A 20,246-nucleotide genomic window follows, 5' to 3' on the forward strand; every position below is an offset into this window, starting at 1 on the left:
TCACCGACTGACAACCGACAACCGACAAATGACATTATCTTGGATTAGTCCCGCCCAGCGGCTGCAAGCGCTGCCGCCTTACGTATTTGCCCGCTTGGATGAATTGAAAGCCCGCGCCCGCGAACAGGGTCTGGATTTGATCGATTTGGGGATGGGGAATCCGGACGGGGCGACGCCCCAGCCGGTGGTAGAAGCAGCGATCGCCGCCTTGCAAAATCCCGCCAATCACGGATATCCGCCTTTTGAAGGTACTGCTAGCTTTCGCCGCACGATCGTCAGTTGGTACAAACGGCGCTATGATGTTGAGCTAGCTCCCGATAGCGAAGTTTTGCCTTTGTTGGGTTCCAAAGAAGGTCTTACCCACTTGGCGATCGCTTACATCAATCCAGGAGATTTGGTATTGGTACCGTCTCCAGCTTACCCAGCCCATTTTCGCGGCCCCGTAATTGCTGGCGGTAAAGTTCACAGTATAATTTTGAAACCGGAAAATGACTGGCTAATTGATGTAACTACCATTCCCGATGATGTCGCCAGACAGGCAAAAATTCTCTACTTCAACTATCCCAGCAATCCCACTGCCGCGACTGCGCCTCGCGAACTTTTTGAAGAAATTGTCGAATTTGCTCGCAAGTACGAGATTTTGCTGGTGCATGACCTTTGTTATGCGGAATTAGCCTTTGATGGTTATCAGCCGACCAGTTTGTTAGAAATTCCGGGAGCGAAGGAAATCGGTGTAGAGTTCCACACCATGTCGAAAACCTACAATATGGCGGGTTGGCGGGTGGGTTTTGTCGTGGGTAACCGCCACATTATTCAAGGGTTAAGAACTTTAAAAACCAATCTGGACTACGGTATCTTTGCTGCCTTACAATCAGCAGCAGAAACCGCACTCCAACTGCCAGATGAATATTTACAGGAGGTGCAACAACGGTATCGTCGCCGCCGGGATTTTCTGATCGAAGGTTTGGCTGCCTTGGGTTGGAATATCCCGAAAACGAAGGCTACGATGTATTTGTGGGTGCCATGTCCTCCGGGAGTTACCTCAACAGATTTTGCTCTTTCTGTATTGCAGCAGACTGGCGTTGTCGTTACACCTGGAAATGCTTTTGGTATTGCAGGTGAAGGCTATGTACGGATAAGTTTGATAGCAGAGTGCGATCGCCTTGCAGAAGCCTTGCACCGATTCAAACAGGCAAATATTCACTATTAGTCAGCGGCGCAAGTCGCCAGTTCAGAGTGAAAATCCGATATGGGATAATTTTGGCAGCATCTCTATGCCTAGTCCTACTGGGCGAAACTGGGATGTTGCGTGCAAAGGGGACTGGGTACTGGGGCAGAGGGACAGAGGAACTTTTTAACGCCACACTTTCCCAGTCTCCCATCGTAACTCCCCATGTCCCAAATGAAGTGAATCCCAAGCTGATTGCAGCTTACACCAAGTTTAGCTTCAAGCTATTCTCCCAAATCCAAAAGAAACAGCCTGACGAAAATATTTTTATCTCTCCTGCCAGCATTGCGATCGCCCTAGCGATTACCTACAATGGGGCAAGCGGCAAAACCCAGGAAGCGATCGCACAAACCTTAGAATTACAAGGGATCGCTATCCAGGAACTAAATCAAGCAAATGCCGCACTGAAAGATACTTTGACGAATGCAGATTCCCAAGTTGAGCTATCAATTGCTAATTCCTTCTGGGGTAAAGATAACCAACCTTTTAAGCCTGAATTTATTCAAAAAATCCAGAAATTTTACGGTGTAGAACTGAAAAATGCTGACTTTACCGATGCTAGGACTATATCTAGTATAAACGGTTGGGTAAAGCAAAGTACCAACGGAAACATAGACAAAATAGTCGATGGCATCGAACCGGATACTGTTTTTATGCTGTTCAATGCTATTTACTTTTTTGGCAATTGGACGTATCCATTTCCTAAGCAAGCAACTCAAGAACGATTATTCACTTTATTGGACGGAACTCAAAAGGCTCACCCGCTCATGTTCCGGCAACTTTACCAAGCTAAGTATTATGAAAATGAAACGTTTCAGGCAGTTAGTTTACCCTATGGTGAAAAACGTTTAAGTCTGTACGTCTTCTTACCAAGAAAAGGAATTAATATTAGAAAATTTTATGAAAATCTGAATGCTGAAAATTGGGAAATCTGGATAAATAATATTAACGCTGAGCAAAATTATGAAGAAGAAATACCACTTTTAATTGGAATGCCGCGATTGCAATTAGAGTACGAAATAGATTTAGAAGATGTGTTTAAAAACATGGGTATGGAAATTGCTTTTCGGAAAGATGCTGATTTTTCAGCTATGGCAAACCCACCTTTATGGATTAGCTTTATTAAACACAAGACTTTTGTAGAAGTCAACGAAGAAGGTACTAAAGCATCAGCAGTCACGACAGTAGGAAGTACTAGAGGAGGGGCGGTAACAATGATTGTCGATCGCCCCTTTTTCTGTGCCATTAGAGACGAGCGAACGGGAACAATCCTGTTCATGGGTTCCATTGTAGATCCCATATCCGCTAATTGAAAATTTTCAATAGTAAATAGCATCCTAAAAATTGAGGTTTTTAAATTTTAATTAAGAGTATTTACTTACTTGGCTCGCATTGAAATCGCATATTGTAAGGAGGGTCAGTTATTTAAGGTTTGCTTACAATTTTAACCTGTCTAGAGACTACAGCGATCGTTAGCACTTGCAATGCTAAATAGGGTAACCGTATCTCTACTAGCATAAAAGTAGCGATCTAGTTCACAATAAAAAAGGTGTGCGTTACTACTGGCGGATATTGGGAGTTTATGGCAGAACCTCGTTGCGTATTGATTTGTCAGAACCGTTCTTGCTTGAATAACAGCTCGGCAGAGGTGCTAACAGCTTTTCAGGCGGCAGAAGTTCCTGGAGTGAGGGTGGAAAGTAGCGGTTGTATGGGGCAGTGCAGCTCTGGCCCTACCGTGCGGATAGTCCCTGACGAGACTTGGTATTGCCGGGTAAAAACCAGCGATGTACCTGAAATTGTGGAACGACATTTGATCGGCGGGAAACTTGTGGAAGCTAAGTTGAACCCGCGAATTCATCTCCGTATGGAAATGTTTTCTTCTTAACAAGAAGATCTGGCAACTCCGGAACTTAGTTGCGGATTGCTCGATCTCTAATGGAACTGCACTTTCCATACAAGCATCTTCGATCGAATTCGCCGTCAAACCCAATTTTTCTCAAGAGCCCTAAAGTGAAATTTCTTTTTTGTATAAGGTATGGAAAAAAACACAAAGTAAAACTAAGTATGGGGTAGCTGTGCTGAGCCAACACAAAGTTAAATAGACCTGTGCAAAGCGGAGCGATCGCAACCGCACAGCTTTTAACCTGGAATTAGGCTAGATCGGAACGATGGCAGTCCAAATATCAGAAGCTCAGTGTATCAAATCATGTCGCCACTTACATCAAATACAAAACGGCTTTTTCCCAAAGGCTGCACTCAGAGATCCTCATTGTGGCGTTACGGCATCGCTGTATTCGCGGCGGCAATGTCCCTATCGATCGCACTATCGCTAAAACCAGCACTACAGCATACCCATACACCCCTGTTTTTTGCTACTGTCGCGTTTGGCTACGGTGATTTTGGGTATGGTTTAACAGCCACCGTCTTGTCTGTGTTTTCGATCGATTTCTTGTTTGAGAAACTGGGGGATTCCCTGCAATTTACCTTTGGTAGCGATATCTTGTGGCTGAGCGTATTCGCTGTCGTGGCGCTGTCGATCGTATGGCTAACTTCTGCCCGTCAAAGGGCTCGAGACAAGCTCCGAACTAGCGAGGATAGTTTCCGTATGCTGGTAGAGGGAGTAAAAGACTACGCAATTTATATGCTTGACCAGAACGGATGCGTAGTCAGCTGGAACGAAGGGGCAGAAAGCATCAAGGGTTATCAGGCAAAAGAAATTATCGGTCAGCATTTCTCCCGCTTTTATACTCCCGAAGATATCGCACAGGATAAACCCAAACAGATACTGCATTTAGCAGCAACAGAAGGTCGCTATGAAGAAGAAGGTTGGCGCGTGCGAAAAAATGGTTCCCGCTTCTGGGCAGATATCGTCATTACTGCTTTACGAGACGAAGCAGGCAATCTCAGAGGCTTCTCAAAAGTAACCCGCTTTGTTGGCGATCGCAAACCGTCAGACGAAAGCTCGCTCAAAGAACTTTCAGATATCAAATTTGCTTTAGATCGAGCTGCCATAGTAGCGAGAACGGACAAAAAAGGCATAATTAACTACGTAAACGATAAATTTTGCGAAATATCGAAATATTCCAGAGAAGAACTTCTCGGACAAGACCATCGCATTCTCAATTCCGGTTATCATTCCAAAGAATTCTTCCGGAACTTGTGGGCAACAATTGTGAGCGGCAAAGTTTGGAAAGGAGAAATTAAGAATAAAGCCAAAGACGGAACGTATTACTGGGTTGATACAGTAATAGTTCCTTTTCTCGATCGCACGGGTAAACCATTTCAATATTTAGCAATCAGATCCGATATCACCGATCGCAAACAGGTAGAAGAAGAGTTGAGAGTGCGGAATGGCGAACAGCAAGCGATCGCCCAAATCGGTCAACGGGCGCTAGCTGGAAGCAACCTCGATACTTTAATGGACGAAGCCGTTAACGTCATTGCCCAAACTCTAGAAGTTGAATATTGTAAAGTTTTAGAACTGCTTCCAGGGGGTGACGCTTTACTGCTGCGGGCAGGTGTAGGTTGGCAGCCCGGACTTGTAGGCAATGCGACAGTAGGAACAGAGAAAGATTCCCAGGCTGGTTATACTTTGCTTTCCCAAGAGCCGATCGTTGTTCGAGATCTCCGCACCGAAACGCGATTTAGTGGCCCGCCACTGCTGCACAACCACGGCGCAGTCAGCGGGATGAGTGTCACGATCGCCGGAAAAAATGGACATTGGGGCGTTCTGGGGGTACACAGCAAGCGCAGCCGCACATTTACACAAGATGATATTTACTTTTTGCAAGCTGCTGCCAACATCCTGGCAGAAGCAATCCAACGCCAGCAAGCGGAAGCAGAACGCACGCAGCTATTAGAGCGGGAGCAAGCAGCACGCACGCAAGCGGAGGGAAATGAATACCGCTATCGCTTTCTTGCTGAATCGATACCGCAGATGGTATGGACAGCAGAACCGAATGGGAAGGTAGATTACTACAGCCAGCGCTGGTGCGATTACACTGGCATGACGCTGGAGCAAATTCAAACACAGGGATGGCCAGCGATCGTACATCCTGACGATTTGCAGCAGTGTATCGATACCTGGAGCAACGCTCTGCAAACCGGCTCCACTTACCAAATTCAAGCTCGTATGAAGGCAAAGGACGGAAAATATCGCTGGTTTTTAGGTCAAGCTTTGCCAATGCTTGACAAAGAAGGTCAAATTGTCAAGTGGTTCGGCACTAATACGGACATTGACGATCGAGTGCGAGCAGAGCAAGAACGAACAAAGCTACTAGCGCGGGAACAAGCAGCACGGGCTTTAGCCGAAGCTGCCGCTGAGAGAGTGGAACGTCTGCAAGCAGTTACGGATGCCGCGATCGCACCTTTATCCCTGGAAGACCTGCTGGATGGGCTGCTGGGGCGGATCGGAGAAATTCTTCAGGCGGATACGGCGGCAATCTTGCTGACGGATACTCAAACCAACACTCTTGTGGTGAGGGCAGCCAAGGGACTTGATGAGGAAGCTCGTCACGAAGTTCGCATTCCCATCGGTGAAGGATTCGCCGGACATATTGCCGCACTGCGTCAGCCGTTATTTGTCGAGCGCGATGCTTATAGGCAAGTTTACAGCCCCTTGCTGCGGGAAAAACAGATTCAGTCGCTCATCGGTGTGCCTTTGCTAATTGACGATCGAGTTTTGGGAGTTGTCCACGTCGGTACTATTGAAAGCCGCCATTTCACTCAAGACGATATTTATCTGCTACAACTGGTAGCCGAGCGGTTTGCTGTGGCAATCGATCGCGCTAATCTGTACGAGGCAGAACAAAAAGCACGGGCATCGGCGGAAGCGGCAAACCGACTCAAGGATGAATTTCTGGCGATCGTTTCCCACGAACTTCGCACGCCGTTGAACTCTATTCTGGGCTGGTCGCAAATGCTACGCAGCCGCAAGTTGAGTGAAGAAATTGTCAATAAGGCGCTGGAAACAATAGAGCGCAATGCCAAACAACAGGTAACGCTGATTAACGATATTTTGGATGTTTCCCGCATTATTCGCGGCAAGATTCGTTTGAGTATGCAGCCGGTCAACCTGGAAAGAATCATTGAGGAGGCGATCGAAACTATCAAGCCAGCAGCGCAAGCAAAAGGTATTCAACTGGAGTCGAGTCTCGATCCTGTGCTGAGCAAAGTGATCGGCGATGTCGATCGTTTGCAGCAAGTTATCGGCAATCTGCTTTCCAACGCTGTTAAGTTTACCCCAGAAGGAGGACAAGTCAAGGTGACGCTGGCTGAATTGCCGATTTCCGAAAAATTTGACTCGTTTGGAGCTAGTTTAGGGGCAAATTTAAATATTGCCTCCCCAGAAGCCGACTCAGGAAATAATATTTTGCAGCCAACCCAAAAGCGGATTTTAGGATTGCAATTTGAAACGGAAAAAGTTCAACCTGAAATCTTCCATCTCAAATCTGCAATCTCCTATGTTCAAATTACGGTAAGTGACACTGGCAAAGGGATCGGATCTGATTTTCTACCCCATGTTTTTGACGGTTTCCGTCAAGAAGATGGCACAATCACAAGAGTTGAGGGCGGACTGGGATTGGGACTGACAATTGTGCGCCGCTTGGTGGAATTGCACGGCGGCAGCGTTCAGGCGTTCAGCGAAGGGGAAGGTATGGGCGCAACATTTACTGTGAAGTTGCCAGTGCTTGCACAAAGTAAGGGAGCGGGGGATCTCTCCAGGGGGGGAGAAGAAAATTATTCAGCTGTACCTTTGAGTCCCTCAGCTGTTCAGCCTCTTAATGGTTTGCAGGTTCTTGTTGTTGATGATGATGTAGATAGCTGCGATTTGATTGCTACGATACTGAAACAATACGGTGCCCAAGTGAGGACGGCGAGTTCGGTAAGGGAAGCAATGGAAGCGATCGAACATATCAAACCGGATGTGTTGCTAAGCGACATCGGAATGCCACAAGAAGACGGCTACGACTTGATCCGCAAAGTGCGACAGCTTGAGTCACCGCGAGGCGAAGAAATTCGTGCGATCGCTCTGACAGCTTTTGCTAGAGAGGAGGATCGTTACAAGGCTATTCAGGCAGGTTTCCAAATGCACGTACCTAAACCAGTTGAGCCAGCTAAGTTAGCTACAGCGGTTGCGAGGCTGGTGCGCTGAAGTCAAAAAAGGGGCTAGGGAACAGGGGCTAGGGACTAGGGAAGAGGGAGAGGGAGGAATTTTGACTTTTGACTTTTGGCTCCCCCAGTTGGAAATATCGGCATACTACAAACTAAAGAACGATAATTTGATATGAGAGGTGAAGGTTTTACTTTTGGTTGGTTCGATTGGTTTTGTCTCTGGTATCCACCAGGTTGGCTAATTTTGTTCAATCGTCATTGGCAGCATTATCATGCCGATCCCGATGGTTGGAATTGGTTGGAATATATCTTATTTTTGATTCCGGGTGGATTTTATCTAGCGTTGTTAATTCGCTGGTTACGTCTTGGCTGTCGTTTACCGCGTCGAGAAACTCCGACGTTCGATCCAAATTATCAAAAAGCTTTTCGCGATGAAATTCTCGCACCTATAGTCAAATATTACTTTCGTGGCGAGTTGCAACAAATCGAAAATTTACCCGAAAATGGGCCGGCGATCGTAGCGATGAACCATGCTGGAATGTGTTTCCCGTGGGATTTTTTGGTATTAGCTTATCTGTTAGGAGATACACGCGACTGGATTGTACAACCCCTTGCCGGTGTTTCTTTGTTTGAACATCTTTGGATGATTTGGTGGCTACCGTCGGGATGGTCTGAAGTTTTGGGCGGCGTGCGGGCAGAATACGATGAATTTGAAGCGGCAGTTGCTAGTAAAACAATTTTACTTTATGCGCCGGAAGGTTTGCGCGGCCCTTGCAAAGGTTGGCCGTTACGTTTTCAGATTCAGACATTTCATCCCAGTTTTATTAGTTTGAGCGATCGCTATCAAATTCCCATTCTTCCAGTTGTGTGTTTGGGCAATGAATATTTACATCCTTTTGCTTTTAATTTAAAAAATATCGGCAAAATATTTGGCTTGCCTTTCTTGCCGATTTCCTTTTTGATAATTGTGTTTATTCTCTTCCCATCAATGGGAGTTTGGGCAATGAGAAGTCGATTGCAATATTATATTCAACCTCTCTACAGAAATAGTGATAGTCAAAATACAATTGAACCACAAACGGCATCAAGTAAGATCCGTTTAAATACGTATCAGCAAGCACAAGCATTGCGAGAAAAGCTACAAAGCAAACTTAACTGTTTGCTGAATATAAATGAATCATAGATATCGCGAAAAAAAATACGCGATCGCACTTATAATTAAAAAGCTGTTCGCTCGCGTACAATATTACAATGACAGAAAGTATTACTCAGCCTACAGGCTGGGATGCCGTCCTTGGCGGTCAAAATGCTGCTCCGACAAACGGTGTCGTTTTGGGAGGGATAGAAGGTGTCAAAAGACGCTTTGCAAGTGTTGTTATAGAACAGCGAATAGCGGCACTAAAAGAAGCGATAAAGTATGGAAAGCCTGGGTTAGAAATAGTAAAGAAAGCTTTGTACGATGAGTCAGATTTGGTACAGCGATCGGCTTATCTAATGCTGCGAGGAAGAACGGCACCAGAAGTGCGTAAAGCTTTACAAAGATTCAATTTTTATCGATTTTTTGAATGTCTGCGTACCCTCAAAGGCGGAACGCAAGTAGCGATTAGTCCAGATGGAGAAACAGCAGCTGTCGTAAAAAGCAATAAGAGTATCAAAGTCTGGAACTTGCCAACCGAAGAATTACTTTACGTTGTGCCTAATTCACCGAAAGGTAAACAACTTTTTCACATTAGTTTAGTGGGACAAACTTTGGTAAGAAGTATCCAAGGTGCAAGTAATTTTATTGAGGTTTGGCAAGAGGGAGAATTACAGCACACCCTTTACGGACACGAAGATTTAATTGGTGCGATCGCAATTAGCCCCGATGGCCAAAATCTTGCCACTGGCAGTCAGGATAAAACGATCAAAATTTGGGATTTAAATACTGGTAAACTAATTTATAATATTAGTAATTCTCTCGTTTGGGGAACGCACACAGGAACGGTGTTTTACCTTTCCTATAGCCCAGATGGACAAATTCTCATCAGTGGCGGTGCAGATGGCACTGTTAAATTATGGAATCTGCGAAATAGAGATAAACCGCGCACTTTCAAAATCCCTTTAATGGGTGGTTTATCCATTGCCACCAGTCCAAACGGAGAAATTATCGCCGCTGCATCTTGGGATAATAAAATTAGACTTTTGCATCTGGAAACAGGGGAAATAATCCGCATTTTAGAGCTAGATTCAGGCTGGGCAAATTGCCTAAACTTTAGCCCAGACGGTCAAATTTTGGTGAGTAGCGGTGCTTATGACAAGAGTATCAAATTTTGGGATATAAAAACCGCAGAAAATCTCCACACTTTGACAGGAAACGATAAGTATGTGACTTGCCTCGCCTTTAGTGCGGATGGACAAACTTTGTATAGTGCTGCACAGGATAAAACGATCGAAGTGTGGGGAATCAAGTAGAATTTGAGTAAAATACGTTAAAATAGTACATAAAGTCGGGTGCGTCAGAGACAGAAAAACTCATGCGATCGAGCTATCACAAAAGTATGACGCAACCGACAATATACAGCGTTTTTTCGGGCAACTTACTAAGTCTAGTTTGGTATTTTTATGACAGTTAACCAAAGTAGAATCAAAATTGATAGCAGCGTGCTTCCTGGACTCGATGTACTCTCCGAGGAAGAAAGAGCAAACGTTTTGAAGTCGATCGATTCTCTGGAAAATTTTTCGATCGCTCAACCTCTGGCGTCAAATATCAAAAAGCTTCAGGAAGACGAACAGCTTTATCTACTTCAGGTAGATGCAAGTCTCCGAATCATTTTTGAAGTAACCGCTGAGAATAAAATAGAAATTTCACATATTTTTAGGCGGGAGACGATAGAATATATGTTTCGCCGAAAAAAACAAAATGTATAACTTAAATGAAAAGCTTTTCAGCGCTTGAGTTTGATGTGAGGATTTGTCGCTCGCAAATCTCCGATCTGCAACAACTACTCCAAAGTCGTCGAGGTTTATCAGAAAGGGACGACATCATACCCTTTTTTAGAGAACGTCAGCATTTATCTGCGTTTTTGAGTTGTTATAACCCTAACATTATTCGACGCGATCGCATTGCATTTGAATATGACATATTTGGAGACTTTGCTTGCGACCTCGCAGTAGGAGATTATGTAAATAAATCATATTGTTTCGTTGAATTTGAAGAAGCGGCAGCAAACAGCATATTTTTAGGCAAACCAGGAAGAAGCACTCCAGAATGGTCGCCCAGATTTGAGCGTGGGTTAAGTCAGATTATAGATTGGTTTTGGAAATTAAATGATTTAGAGAGAACCGATGATTTTGAGAACAGATTTAATAGCAAAACGATTAACTATATAGGTTTACTTGTCATCGGTAGAGATGAAAGTATCGAAATTAGAGAAAGAAGAAGATTAGAGTGGCGTCAGGAAAAAACAATAGTAAACTCGAAGCATATTCACTGCGTTACTTATGATAAATTATGCCGTGATTTAGCATCCTACATTGCTCAGTATCAGTTCAGCGAACAAATAGATAACCCAAGTTGAGGCTATATATATGGAAAGCGATCGCCCACTCACAGATATGGAGCGATCGCACACAAAAACTAAACTGGCGGTACTTGCGGTAAATCCGTATTTTGATCGACATTAGCCATATTGGCAGAATCGACTTCACCAGCAGTTAAGAAACGGAAAGTTTCCTGATAGAGACTTTGCCAAAAACGATTGCTCATTTGCCGACTGATCTCTGTCGGATCTACCATTGGATGCGGCACCATATCGCTGGAAGGATAAACATATAAGCGATGTTTTTTGCGTTCGCCTCCGATATCTTTAAAAAATTGTTGGTTAGTCTCAATATCAGCCGCATCCTCGTTTTCAGTGAGAACCAAAAAAGTGGGAACAGACTGTAAAGTTTGCACCTTGCTGAGTACAAAACTGCCGAAGCAATCCACCGCAGTTAAACAACCTACAGGAAACTGCAACGCAGGGTCCCAGCCTGATTCGCTGATATCCAGTGGCCCAGCCAACATCACGTACTGGCGCTCTTGTACACCGTAAATCTTGAGTAGAGGTGCGTAGGCGACAACTCCTTTAATGCGATCGGGTCGATCCGCAGCTAAGCCAAGGGCCACAGACCCACCCACCGACAATCCGATCGTATAGATAGGCCCAGGCATGGCTTCCAATTCTGCCAGACGATCGCGAGCGTTTTGGAGATAATTCATGTGGGAAGAAATGAAATAGCGATCGAAATCCGGGTCTTCATTTAACTCGATCGCCTTCACAATATTTAATAGCCGAGGCTCTAATTTCACCAACCTCGCCACCAAAGCCTTTTTTTCCAACTCGCCGAGACGACCGTAATTGCTCGGATCTGCCATCAGATTGGCAAAGAAGTTGAGCAAAACAGGGTCTTGCTGCACCTTTTCCCGTAGGGGGTTGGCAATTTCTGGTTTGAGATCCACTTGCGGCCAGTATTTATCCGGTATCCTAAAAGCATGACCCGCCAAAGTTGCCTGATAAACATTAAACCCATTGCGGAACAGGTAATCTGTCAAGCGCCACATCTGGTGAGGTTTGCTACTGAAGCCGTGGAACATCAACACCGTACCCCGAATTGCTTCTCCCTCTGCGTGGAACTGGTAGTAAGGATAAGCACCAGAGCGATGTTCTGGATTAGCGTCAATGCTTTGAATATAAGCGTCAATCTTTTGTTTGGTTTGCGTAATTTGCTGGGCGCTGGGGGTAAAAGTTGTATCCATGAGGTTAATTTTAAGCAAGTGTAGTGTTGGCTTTGAGGTTTGACTCATCAGTAACCTGTTTCAGGATAAAACTAATATGCTCAGGATGTCTGGTAAATTTAGCTGCAAATCTGAGTCAACCGATTTTGGATTTTGGATGAGAGGATTTTGGATTGGCTGGGCCTTGAGTATTGTAGAGACGTTTCATGAAACGTCTCTACAATATTTGGAAAAAATTAGATATGCCTGCGTCTTTGCAAACGCAGCAAGCGAAGTGTATTTGGATACCGTCAGTGGGATAGGAGCGATCGCTTTTTTGTTGTCAGGGAACTTTTCCGACTCAAATTCGCCTGATTGTTTATCAAGTATTCACTGAAAAACTTAAGAAAGCGCGATCGTGAAAAGTAAATTTATCTTTCAAAAGGGTGTAGTTTGTGCAATCTCTATTAGTTTAGCAGTATCCGGCTTACTGGGATTGCTGTTTATCAAAGAACCTCAGTCTGTAATGGCTGATGTTAGTAATACCAGTTTTACTAAACAAGCTAGAAGTATGAATAACAAGCTAGTTGCGGCTAACACTAACTTTGGCTTCAAACTGTTTGGGCAAATTTTCCGCCAGAATAGCAGAGAAAATATTTTTGTCTCTCCTACCAGTGTAGCGATCGCTCTCTCCATGACCTACAATGGCGCTAGCGGTACAACCCAGCAGGCAATGGCGCAAACTTTGCAATTGCAGGGAATGAGTTTGAATGAAATTAACCAATCTCAGCTAGCATTGATTAACATTTTGCAAAATCCCGACCCCAAAGTTAAACTCAGCATCGCCAATTCTCTGTGGGCTAAAAAAGATGTTATCTTTAAGCCTGACTTCCTGCAAAAAAGCAAGGAATTTTACAAAGCACAAGTCACAAATCTAGACTTTGCCAATCCCAACTCACCATCAATTATCAACGGTTGGGTTAACCAAAACACCAACGGGAAAATTCCGAAAATAATCGATCGCATTAATCCCGATGACATTTTGTTTTTAATCAACGCCATCTACTTCAAGGGAAGTTGGACAAAAGAATTTCCCAAAAATGCCACCCAACAGCGCCCTTTTACCTTGCTCAACGGTACGCGCAAACAGCACCCGCTCATGTCCCAAACGGGTAGATTTGGTTACTACGAAAATCAATCGTTTCAAGCCATTAGTTTGCCTTACGGAACAAGACGTTTGAGTATGTATGTGTTTCTGCCGAAACAAAATATCAACCTGCAATCTTTCTACAACAATTTAACTGCTGAAAATTGGGAACAATGGATGAATCAGTTTGTTTCCAGACAAGGTACAATTGTTTTACCCAGGTTTAAGTTAGAGTATGAAGTCACTTTAAATCAAGCGCTGCAAGCCTTGGGGATGGGGATGGCTTTTCAAGACAGAGCTAATTTTTCCGGTATGACTGCTGTACCTGCAAAAATTAATCAAGTCAAGCATAAAACTTTTGTAGAAGTGAACGAAGAAGGAACTGAAGCCGCAGCAGTTACTTCTGTGGGAGTCACGGCGACCTCTGTGCAAATACCGCAACAGGAACCATTTAGAATGGTTGTCGATCGCCCCTTTTTCTGCGCCATCCGCGATAATCAGACAGGCACTATTTTGTTTATGGGGTCGATTGTGGAACCAAAATGATTGAAGAGGGGCTAGGGGATAGGGAAGAGGGAAGAGGGAAGAGGGAAAAGGGAAAAGGGAAAAGATTTATTCTCCTGCTCCCCCACTCCCCCACTCTCCCACTCCCCCACTCTCCCACTCCCACACTCTCCGGACTCTTACTAATAACTAAGTTTCGCCAAATCTATACCCTTTTCCGTAGACGGTGTGAATTAACTGAGATTCGCCAGCAGCTTCAATTTTCCGACGCAGGAGGCGAATTAAAGCTGCTAATACATTGCTGCTGGGTTGTTCGTCTTCACTCCAGAGATGTTGATGTATTTGGGTGTGAGTTAATAATTGACCGGGGTGGCGCATAAAATATGCGAGTAATTGACTTTCTTTTTCGGATAAATCGATCGTGCGTCCGTGACGATAAGCGACTTGGTTATCGCAATCAAGTTCCAAATCGCCTACTCGCAGGCGTTGGATTGTTGAGACTGATTCTAGGGTAGCCGATCGCCGCAGCAAAGCGCGAACCCGTGCGAGTAATTCTCGCAATTCAAAAGGTTTGACGAGATAGTCATCTGCGCCGGCGTCCAATCCCTGCACGCGATCGTCTAAAGTGTCTTTGGCAGTAAGAAATAATACTGGTGTGGCAATGCCTTGCGATCGCAATTGCTGACAAATTTCCAGTCCGCTCATTTGCGGTAACATCCAATCGAGAATCAGCAAATCGTAATCGCCGATAGCCGCTAACTGACTTCCAGAAACTCCATCATAAGCCACATCGACACCGTAACCTTCACGGGTTAACACAGCTTTCAGGGGGTCGGCGAGCTCAACTTCATCATCAACCAAAAGAATTCGCATAAGCAGGGCATGAGTAAAATTTTACCTTTTAACTTTTTGCTATAGCAACCGCTAGGACGGTTAGGGCATCCTAAAACGCCATAACCAATTCACAGCAAGCATTTCATTTTTGACTTTTGACTTTTGACTTTTGCTATAACTTGTGGGTTGGTAAATATTTAATTGGACTTGACCTGTAACTGTCTGTCATAGGGAATCATGAGAGTATGGCACTTAGAGGTTTAGCTTTGAAAAGCGATCGACTCATTTGCACACAAGAGAGGGAATCAGCCTGCTATGCAACCACCCCTGCCTCTGGGGACTATCCTCCAAAACCACTATCGCTTGATCAAAATTCTCGGTCAAGGGGGGTTTGGTCGCACCTATCTAGCAGAAGACCAAGCCAGATTTAACGAACTATGCGTCCTCAAAGAGTTTACCCCGCGCTCCAACGAAGATTACCTTTTGCATAAATCAAAAGAACTGTTCCAAAGGGAAGCAGAGGTTCTCTACAAGATCGAGCATAGGCAAATTCCCCAGTTTCGCAGTACTTTTGAGCAGGGCAAACGTCTGTTTTTAGTGCAGGATTACGTTGAGGGCAAAAACTACAGCACGCTGCTGAGAGAGCGCCAACAAGAGGGAAGAGCTTTTTCAGAAAGTGAAATCGTGCAATTTTTGCAGCAAATGTTGCCAGTTTTAGTTCATATCCACGAAAAAGGTATTATTCATCGCGATATTTCGCCAGAGAATATCATTTTAAGAGAGAGCGATCGCCTGCCGGTACTGATCGATTTTGGCGCAGTCAAGGAAAAGGCAGCCCAATTGGACTCCGCCGGCGAGATTCCCCCAGCCACTACCGTAGGTAAACTCGGCTACGCGCCACCCGAACAACTGCAAACAGGCGAAGTTTTCCCCAACAGCGACCTCTACGCTCTAGCAGTAACCGCAGTAGTATTGATGACCGGTCGCAAACCCCAGGAATTGCTAGAGCAATCGAGCATGACTTGGCGTTGGCAGTTATTACCTCCCATCATCAGCCTGGGCATTTTCAACTTGCTCAAGAAAATGATGGCTCCCAGACCGCACAACCGCTACCAATCTGCGATCGAAGTCAGTCAAGCTTTGCGAGCCTGGGGTGGCATTACAACTGCCGCATCGGTGATTGCAAACAAAAAATCTCCGCACATCAAGCCGACTGCATCCCGCCCCACCACACGCCCATACTCTGCGATCGGCAGTAGCTTGTCAAATTTACCGTTCGTAGGTGCGGGAATTGGGTTATTAATTATACTGGGCTTTTTCTTGGCGATCGGCTCCATGATACCGACCAAATCGCTGAAAACAGCCACTCCAGCCGTCAGTACTGCCACTCCCACACCCACGCCAACCCCAATCGATGCAGCTACCACACCCGAACCAACACCCAGCGTTACACCAACCCCCACACCCGAACCGGTTTCCACAAGCGAAACAATCGGCTTAATAACGGGTCTGATCACTTATAAAGAAGGCAATCTCAAACCTAACCAGACGATTACTTACATTATTTCAGCCCAGCCAGGGCAGCAACTCAGCGTTTCTGTGACAAGGGGAAATATTTCTATGAACGTTTTAGCACCTAACCGCGTGCCGATCGACTTTCAAGCCAAGCAAGTACAACGATGGGAAGGGTTGCTGCCTTTAGCCGGAGACTACTATATTGAACTAAGTCCGCCGACAGGAGTTGCCGACAGCGACTACAAGCTGGACATTATTTTGACCAACCCCGTAGAACCTACCCCCAGTGTCAGCATTTCCCCCACTACCCCCGAATCCAACCTAACTCCTTCCCCATCTCCCACCTCAACAGGAGAAACCCTTCCCATCCCAACCCCCAGTGAAACTCCCTCTCCCTGATGAGGGGAGTGGGGGAGTGGGGGAGCGGGGGAGTGGGGGAGTGGGGGAGCGGGAGAATAAATCTTTTCCCTTTTCCCTTTTCGCCCTTCCCTCTTCTCTGTTCCCTCTCCCTCTTCCCTCTTCCCTAACCCCTAGCCCCTAACCCCTAGCCCCTATGCTTACCGTTGCATTACCTAAAGGCGCACTTCTCACCGACAGCATCCGTCTGCTACAAGCAGTTGGACTCGACTTTAGTGCTTTTCTCGATCCGAAAATGCGTCAACTCCAGATTCACAACCCCACCGGGACGGCGAAAGCTTTGCTCGTTAGGGCGCAGGATGTGCCAGTTTATGTGGAATACGGACAAGCGCAATTGGGAATAGTCGGTTATGACGTGCTGCGAGAAAAACAACCGCAAGTAGCGCACTTAGCTGATTTGGAATTCGGTCGCTGTCGGATGTCGGTGGCGGTAAAATCTTCGAGTCCTTATCAGTCTGCATTGGAATTGCCTCCTCACGGTCGAGTTGCTTCCAAGTTTGTCCGCTGTGCCCGCGAATACTTTGACAATCTGGATTTACCCGTAGAGATCGTGCCACTGTACGGTTCGGTGGAACTGGGGCCAATTACAGGAATGTCGGAAGCGATCGTAGACTTAGTATCGACCGGACGCACCCTCAAAGAAAATGGCTTAGTGGAGATGGAAGTTCTGTTTGAAAGTACGGCGCGACTGATTGCCCATCCCCTCAGTTATCGGCTCAACACCGATAACCTCTACCATTGGGTAGAAGGACTAAGAGAAAAAACTCTATCTTTGGTTTGATTTTTGCCAGAATTATTGCCAACCTTGTGGAAGAAATAAAAGTATGGAGGTTAGTTTCCCATCAACAAACTTAACAAGGGCAACCTAAAAGATTATGTACAAATGGAATGCTGAAGATTACCACAGAAATTCTTCCGAACAGCAAAGGTTGGCAAGGGAGTTTATCGCCAAACTCGACCTGAAAGGGAATGAAAATATTCTCGATATTGGTTGCGGAGATGGTAAAATTACAGCAGAACTTGCTACCCTTGTACCGGATGGATCGGTTACGGGAATAGATGGTTCTGAAGAAATGATCGACTTCGCTCGACAAAAGTTTCCTAAGAGCGATTTCCCGAATCTGAGATTTGAGTATAAGAATGCAACAAACCTCAATTTGGAGAATCAATTTGACCTGATCGTTTCGTTTAATTGTCTGCATTGGATTAATAATCATATCCCGGTTTTGGAAGGGATCGAAAAAAGCTTGAAGCCACATGGAAAAACGCAGCTTTTGTTAGCTGGAAAAACAGATGACACCTGTATGCGAATGGTGGTAGATAAAGTAATCTGTCAGGTCAAATGGAAAAACTATTTCCAGGAACTAACTTCACCATTTGGTTTGTACAAAGCTCATGAATACAAGGAAATGCTGGAAAAGGTGGGCTTAAAATCAAATAGGGTAGAAGCAATAACGACAAATATGATTTTTGATGGCAAAGAAGGATTTAAAGGATTGCTGCGGACTACATGGCTACCCCTGACGGAAAAGTTGCCGGAAGATTTACGTGCAGACATTATTGATGAGCTAGCGGAGGCATACATTCAGTTCAACCCACCGAATGGGGATGGCTTGGTGTATATGCCTATGGTGAAATTAGAAGTGGAAGCCACAAAAGTAGAGACATCTATCTCATGACAAGCTCATCGCCGCTGAGAGAGGATTTGGCAAATAAGCGATCGCGTCCGAAAGAAAGTGACTGGAGATTGTTCCTGCGTCTAGTCCCTTATGCTCGCCAAAGCAGCCGTTTGCTGGCGCTGGCGATCGCATTATTGATACCGGTATCGATTTCTGGTGCTGTGCAACCGATTGTAATCGGACAAGCGATATCTTTAATCCGCCAAGAAAACACAACGTTTGCATTTCTGCAAAATCGCCCCTTTGCAGAGGCGTTTAATATCTTGGTCGTTTTATTGTTAGTAACTGTAACTGTCCGCATACTACTTGTCAGCACTCAATCATATACGGTACAAAAAGTAGGTCAGCAAATCACCGCCGCCATTCGCAAGGATTTGTTCGAGCGCGTCACCTCTCTAGCAGTGCGCTTTTTCGATCGCACCCCCGTAGGAAAATTGATTACACGCCTCACCAGCGATGTGGAAGCGCTGGGAGATGTTTTTTCCACAGGTGCGATCGGCATTGTCAGCGACTTGTTTTCGATTGTGGTAATTGCGGTTGCCATGTTTTTATTGCAATGGCAGCTAGCTTTGATGCTAGTGTTAATGCTAGTGCCGGTATCGTTTGCGATCGTCTATTTCCAGCATCAATACCGCATGGCCAATTATAAAGCGAGGGAAGAACTTTCCGCCCTTAACGCCACCCTGCAAGAAAACATCCTTGGTATTAATATAGTCCAGTTGTTCCGGCGGGAACAATTTAATGCGGAACTATTTCGGACTATCAACAAACGCTATATCACCGAAGTAGACAAAACCATCTTTCACGACTCGGCTATTTCTGCAACGCTGGAGTGGATTTCTTTAGTTGCGATCGCAGGCGTACTGGGGCTGGGCGGCTGGTTTGTCATGCAAAATAACTTTAGTTTTGGCATCTTATCCACCTTTATTTTGTACGCGCAACGCCTCTTCGATCCCTTGCGCCAATTAGCCGAAAAATTCACCTCAATTCAAGCAGGTTTTACCGCCGTCGAACGCATCACCGACATTTTAAATGAACCAATCGAAATTCGCGATCCGGAACATCCCAAATCCTTACCGCCAGCACGGGGAGTAGAAGGCGGAGAAATTCGCTTTGAAAACGTATTTTTTGGCTACAAAACTGATGAATACGTTCTCAAAGATTTAGATTTCACCATCCATCCGGGCGAAAAAGTAGCGTTAGTTGGCCCCACAGGTGCCGGTAAAAGTTCGATCATTCGTCTTTTGTGTCGTCTCTACGAAACAACTCAAGGTCGCATCCTTCTTGATGGAGTAGATATCAGAGACTTACCTCAAATCGAACTGCGCCGTCACATGGGCGTTATCCTGCAAGATGGATTTCTGTTTGCCGGTGATGTGAAAAGCAACATCACCCTGGGAGAAACTTACTCGTTTGAGGCAATTCGCACCGCCGCAGCACAAACTAACGTAGCCCAGTTTATCGAACAGTTACCTCAAGGATACGACACCGAGTTGCGGGAACGAGGTACAAATCTTTCTGGCGGTCAAAAACAACTCCTAGCCTTTGCCCGCGCTGCTATCCGCAATCCTCGCATATTAGTGTTGGATGAAGCAACTGCCAGCTTGGATGTGGGGACAGAAGCATTAATTCAAGAAGCTTTGGAACATTTGCTGGTAGGACGTACTGCGATTATTATCGCGCACCGACTTTCTACTATTCGCAATGTCGATCGCATTTTAGTACTCAAGCGGGGACAACTTGTAGAATCCGGCAGTCATGAGGAATTAGTGCGCCAAGAAGGACTTTATGCCAGTTTGTACAAGTTGCAGATGTTAGGAACTTAATCAATTTTCGATTTTGGATTTTGGATTTTAGATTTATTTCAATCTGCAATCTAAAATTTGCAATTTTTCCCTACTCCAGCTTTGTAGGTTGGGTTGAGGTACGAAACCCAACTTTTGCCTTGGATTTCACTTCACTAACTCAACCTACAAAAAGATCGCTAAGTAGGTGGGCGTCAATAGACGCCAGTATGTGAAAAGATGTAAAGACAACAGGTAAGTACAGAAGAGCGAAAATTTAACTTTAGTT

15 protein-coding genes are annotated in these 20,246 nt (G+C 45.2%); 13 read left to right on the plus strand and 2 right to left on the minus strand.

From position 1 onward, the window contains the following. Positions 1-28 precede the first annotated feature (28 nt). From H6G03_RS03530 to H6G03_RS03565, 8 genes are all read left to right on the plus strand, one after another. Complete coding sequence (locus H6G03_RS03530; RefSeq protein ID WP_190462141.1) at positions 29-1,210, plus strand: aspartate aminotransferase; 1,182 nt, start codon at positions 29-31, stop codon at positions 1,208-1,210. Positions 1,211-1,302: 92 nt separating this feature from the next. Next, the gene (locus H6G03_RS03535; protein WP_190462314.1) at positions 1,303-2,541 is read left to right on the plus strand and encodes a serpin family protein; all 1,239 of its coding nucleotides are present in this window, start codon (positions 1,303-1,305) and stop codon (positions 2,539-2,541) included. Between the two features lie 269 nt (positions 2,542-2,810). After that, positions 2,811-3,113, plus strand: coding sequence for a (2Fe-2S) ferredoxin domain-containing protein (locus H6G03_RS03540; protein WP_190462316.1), 303 nt, complete (start codon positions 2,811-2,813; stop codon positions 3,111-3,113). 321 nt (positions 3,114-3,434) lie between these two features. Beyond that, the gene (locus H6G03_RS03545) at positions 3,435-7,382 is read left to right on the plus strand and encodes a PAS domain S-box protein (protein WP_190462143.1); all 3,948 of its coding nucleotides are present in this window, start codon (positions 3,435-3,437) and stop codon (positions 7,380-7,382) included. A gap of 132 nt (positions 7,383-7,514) precedes the next feature. Beyond that, positions 7,515-8,525: a 1-acyl-sn-glycerol-3-phosphate acyltransferase gene (locus H6G03_RS03550; protein ID WP_190462145.1), complete on the plus strand. Its 1,011-nt coding sequence runs from the start codon at positions 7,515-7,517 to the stop codon at positions 8,523-8,525. A 68-nt stretch (positions 8,526-8,593) separates the two neighbouring features. Continuing rightward, on the plus strand, positions 8,594-9,793 hold the full coding sequence (locus tag H6G03_RS03555; RefSeq protein ID WP_190462147.1) for a WD40 repeat domain-containing protein: 1,200 nt from the start codon (positions 8,594-8,596) through the stop codon (positions 9,791-9,793). 150 nt (positions 9,794-9,943) lie between these two features. Continuing rightward, positions 9,944-10,249 carry a hypothetical protein gene (locus H6G03_RS03560; protein WP_190462149.1) on the plus strand — a complete coding sequence of 102 codons (306 nt, stop codon included), beginning with the start codon at positions 9,944-9,946 and terminating at the stop codon, positions 10,247-10,249. 5 nt (positions 10,250-10,254) lie between these two features. Beyond that, positions 10,255-10,899 carry a Shedu immune nuclease family protein gene (locus H6G03_RS03565; RefSeq protein ID WP_190462151.1) on the plus strand — a complete coding sequence of 215 codons (645 nt, stop codon included), beginning with the start codon at positions 10,255-10,257 and terminating at the stop codon, positions 10,897-10,899. A gap of 59 nt (positions 10,900-10,958) precedes the next feature. On the opposite strand, the gene H6G03_RS03570 is transcribed toward H6G03_RS03565, so the two are convergent. Further along, on the minus strand, positions 10,959-12,167 hold the full coding sequence (locus H6G03_RS03570; RefSeq protein WP_242057101.1) for an alpha/beta hydrolase: 1,209 nt from the start codon (positions 12,165-12,167) through the stop codon (positions 10,959-10,961). Between the two features lie 328 nt (positions 12,168-12,495). On the opposite strand from H6G03_RS03570, the gene H6G03_RS03575 reads away from it, so the two are divergent. Further along, on the plus strand, positions 12,496-13,770 hold the full coding sequence (locus H6G03_RS03575; RefSeq protein ID WP_322111844.1) for a serpin family protein: 1,275 nt from the start codon (positions 12,496-12,498) through the stop codon (positions 13,768-13,770). A 147-nt stretch (positions 13,771-13,917) separates the two neighbouring features. Here the strand turns inward: H6G03_RS03575 and rppA are convergent, their stop codons facing one another. Then, positions 13,918-14,601, minus strand: coding sequence for a two-component system response regulator RppA (gene rppA / locus H6G03_RS03580; RefSeq protein ID WP_190462153.1), 684 nt, complete (start codon positions 14,599-14,601; stop codon positions 13,918-13,920). Positions 14,602-14,877: 276 nt separating this feature from the next. Here rppA and H6G03_RS39110 point away from each other — a divergent pair, with 276 nt between their 5' ends. The 4 genes from H6G03_RS39110 to H6G03_RS03600 all read left to right on the plus strand — a co-directional run bounded on the left by H6G03_RS39110 (position 14,878) and on the right by H6G03_RS03600 (position 19,999). Further along, on the plus strand, positions 14,878-16,476 hold the full coding sequence (locus tag H6G03_RS39110; RefSeq protein ID WP_199315113.1) for a serine/threonine-protein kinase: 1,599 nt from the start codon (positions 14,878-14,880) through the stop codon (positions 16,474-16,476). Positions 16,477-16,630: 154 nt separating this feature from the next. Further along, on the plus strand, positions 16,631-17,275 hold the full coding sequence (gene hisG / locus H6G03_RS03590) for an ATP phosphoribosyltransferase (protein ID WP_190462155.1): 645 nt from the start codon (positions 16,631-16,633) through the stop codon (positions 17,273-17,275). Positions 17,276-17,369: 94 nt separating this feature from the next. Then, positions 17,370-18,173, plus strand: a complete 804-nt coding sequence (locus H6G03_RS03595) for a class I SAM-dependent methyltransferase (protein WP_190462156.1) — start codon at positions 17,370-17,372, stop codon at positions 18,171-18,173. Beyond that, positions 18,170-19,999: an ABC transporter ATP-binding protein gene (locus H6G03_RS03600; RefSeq protein ID WP_190462159.1), complete on the plus strand. Its 1,830-nt coding sequence runs from the start codon at positions 18,170-18,172 to the stop codon at positions 19,997-19,999. Before H6G03_RS03595 ends, H6G03_RS03600 begins: the two co-directional genes overlap by 4 nt. The last annotated feature ends 247 nt before the right edge of the window (positions 20,000-20,246 follow it).

Origin of the sequence: Aerosakkonema funiforme FACHB-1375, from assembly GCF_014696265.1 — a bacterium.
In the GTDB taxonomy this organism is placed as follows: domain Bacteria; phylum Cyanobacteriota; class Cyanobacteriia; order Cyanobacteriales; family Aerosakkonemataceae; genus Aerosakkonema; species Aerosakkonema funiforme_A.